Raw genomic sequence first — 3,051 nt, forward strand, 5'->3', positions numbered from 1 at the left:
ACCGGCCCGCCGGCCGACCGGCCGCCGACGCGACCGGCCCGCGGCACCGACACACAAAGCGTCACCCGTTCGCGGCAGTCCTGCTGATCGCGTGCTCCGCTGTCGTCACCGGAGCGAAGACGTTCGCGGCGATCGGTGGGCGGGCGACAAAGGCCCCGCAGGACGTCCTGGCCCGACTCGGCGCCCGCACCACGGCGGCCCCGGCCGTACGTACCGTTCCTGGCCAGTGAGCAGGAGTGAGTCTTGTACCCATACCTGGTCGCTGCGGACATCCCGAACGGTTTTGGGTGTCCTGGTCGCCCGCGTGCTCGCCGCGTCCGGCGGCACGGATCGTGTCCGTGGTCCGGGAGTGCGGGGGCGGGGTCCCTCACGCCCGAGGGCATCCGGTCGGGCCTGGACGGCCCGATGCCCTTGCTCATCACTCTGGTGAGCAAGGGGCGGTGTCGCCCGTCGCCGGATCGGGTGCCCTTGGGCGCGTCGCCCGATCGCGATGCTCGCCGCATCGTGACGGGTCGCCTTGCGGTTCTTGCCGGTGAGGGGCCTCTGCCAGTGCTGGGCGCCCCATTTCGAGGTGCAGGCCGGGTCGACAGCGATGACGCTGATGCCGGTCTGATCCGCCATCGAGGTGAGGCGCGCGCGGAGTCTGCCGGTGGGCATGTCGGAGATGAGCTGCTTGAACCGCTTCTTCCGGCCGTGCTTCTCGCGGGTCTTGTCCGCCGCGAAGTCCAGGTCTTCGATGGCGACAGCGGCCACTTTGCAGGACTTCGCCCAGTTCAGCAGCCGGGACAGCGCGTGCCGTACCTGGGCGTCACGGTGCTCGGCCGACCCGCTGAGCCGGTAGGAGAAGCGGCGGGGCCGCCCGATCGGGTTGCCGTGGGCGTCCAGGCGCCAGGCCGCAAGGTGGTCGGCGTTGGTGTCCACGCCGATCACACCTTCGGCGAGGGCGGCGTCGATCGGGATGGTCCTGGTGGGCGGGATCTGCCACGAGGCGGTCAGGTACCAGCGTCCGCGTTCCACGTCCGGGTGGATGCGGTAGGCAACCGCCCGGTTCGCCTCCACCCGGTCCGCCCATGGTTCGCCGCGGTGCGGGAATGAGACCTTTGCGGCGAGTACGTACCGGCCGTGCTCGGCGTTCGCCGGCCCGGCGAGCGGGGCAGGGAGCTTGATACTCACCTCCCCGTCCGGGGTGACGCGGATCGTCTCGTTCCCGTACCGCTTCCCGGACTCGCCGTCCGCAGCGAGGAACCAGCGCTCGGCTTCCCACCGCTCGCGCCATTGACTCTCGGTGAGCTGCGCGGCGCCGAGGTTGTGCCGATGACGGGCCAGGCGCTTGCCGCCGCGCACGACGTGGACGACGCCGGCCTCACGGTCGGCCCGTTCTCGCTCCAGACGCTCCTCGAGGACATGCAGGCGCCGGGTCTTCTGGAACCACTCCTTCTTCGAACGGTAGCCGCCCGGGGCGCGCTTGGTGCCCTTCTGGCCGATCGGCTGGGACAGGCGGTACCGAGTCGTCTTGATACCGGCCTCAAGGCTTTGGATGTGGGCGAGTTGGCAGCGACGCGACAAGGCCCACTGGTCATGCGTGGCCTTCGTGATCGCCCCGCCCCACCGGGACGACGAGGCGGCGGTCAGCTCCCGCTTCCGCGCCGCCCAGCTGTCCTCCGGTGCAGGGTGGAACAGACCTTCGCCCTGCTCCACCAGTTCGAACGGCTGGCCGTCCGTTGGGAACGCCGCACCGAACTCCACGATGCCTTTGCCTCCCTGACCTGCAGCCTGATCTACTGCAAACGCTTCAAGGAGGCCCGACCATGATCGTGTTACGAGCTCTGAGACTGCCCGAGCCGGCGTCTTCCGCTTCATCGAGGTCGAGTACACCCATACCCGTCTGCGCGAGCACCCCATCCACGGGTACGCCACCCCGCTCGAAACCAGGGCACTGACGACGCAAGACCTCGCACCGCAGCGTAACCACCCGTTGTCCGTGACCAGGGGGGACGTCACCCTGCGGACGGCAACACGGCACGTCACGGGCCCGCTCACGCGCTCGAGCGCCCCGTCCGTCACCCGGCAGCACGACGGGAATGCCGGTTTGACCTGATGAGTCAACGAACGACACGCCGCGACTGGGGGTGAGCAGGTATCGGAAAAGTCCCCCGGACGGCGTATCAGGGCATCAAGTCCATTACAGAAAAGGACATCTGATTACACGTCAGCGCGCCATGACACGGCATACGAGCACCCCCTGTGACCTGATCGGAGTCAATCTGCCGACTCTCCCCCATGTCCCGATATGACAGACATAAGAACCGGTCAGTACGTTCATCACGAGTCGGCCGGCCGGCCGATCCCCCGAGATCAGGAGAAGCACGTGATGAATACCCGTCCCACCGTCGTCACCGCGGCCGTCGCGGTTGCCGCGGGCCTGGCCGTCACCGGTATCACCTACGCCTCGGCATCCGCCTACGGGCCGACCCAGGCCGCCCCCGCGGTCCAGCAGGCGGCCGCCCCCATGGTCCAGCAGGCGGCCGTCCCCGCCGCGGCCCCCCTGGGCGGCGAATCCGGCAGGGGCAACGAAGGCCGGGGCTTCGAAGACCGGGGCAACGAAGGCCGGGGCTTCGAAGACCGGGGCTTCGAAGGCCGGATCCACATCAACGAGCGTTCCTACTCGGACAACCCGGGCGGCTGCGTCACCATCGTGAGCGGCCTGGGCTCCCGCAGCCTGAACATCCGCAACGACAGCCGGAGGAGCGTCGAGGTCTTCCGCGGGGCCACCTGCGACAACGGCGCCCCCATCGCCACCGTCGGACCGCACAGCTCCAGCGACGGCGTGGTCCCCTGCCCCGTCGAGGGCGGCGTCTTCGTCGAAAACGGAGTGGTGGGCAGCTTCCGGGTCGTCGGCCACCACTTCGGCGGACACGGTGGGAACGAAGGATTCGGCAGGAACGAAGGATTCGGCGGAAACAACGGATTCGGCGGACACGGCGGACGCTGACCCGACCGCCACCCCGGCACAGCACAAGGACCCCGGCCCGCTGGAATCGGGCCGGGGTC

At 69.2% G+C, this 3,051-nt stretch carries 2 protein-coding genes and 1 pseudogene; 2 read left to right on the forward strand and 1 reads right to left on the reverse strand.

All coding sequences use genetic code 11. From position 1 onward, the window contains the following. The first annotated feature begins 86 nt into the window (after positions 1-86). Positions 87-230: a hypothetical protein gene (locus tag JL475_RS41010; RefSeq protein WP_307825326.1), complete on the forward strand. Its 144-nt coding sequence runs from the start codon at positions 87-89 to the stop codon at positions 228-230. Here the strand turns inward: JL475_RS41010 and JL475_RS38470 are convergent. Continuing rightward, positions 226-1,746 (reverse strand): annotated as a pseudogene (locus tag JL475_RS38470) (IS200/IS605 family accessory protein TnpB-related protein); the annotation flags it as partial. The gene JL475_RS41010 and the pseudogene JL475_RS38470 overlap by 5 nt on opposite strands. A 625-nt stretch (positions 1,747-2,371) precedes the next feature. Between JL475_RS38470 and JL475_RS38475 the strand changes: the two are divergent. After that, positions 2,372-2,992, forward strand: a complete 621-nt coding sequence (locus JL475_RS38475) for a hypothetical protein (RefSeq protein WP_237409462.1) — start codon at positions 2,372-2,374, stop codon at positions 2,990-2,992. The last annotated feature ends 59 nt before the right edge of the window (positions 2,993-3,051 follow it).

This window comes from Streptomyces sp. M2CJ-2 (genome assembly GCF_016757295.1).
Lineage (GTDB): Bacteria > Actinomycetota > Actinomycetes > Streptomycetales > Streptomycetaceae > Streptomyces.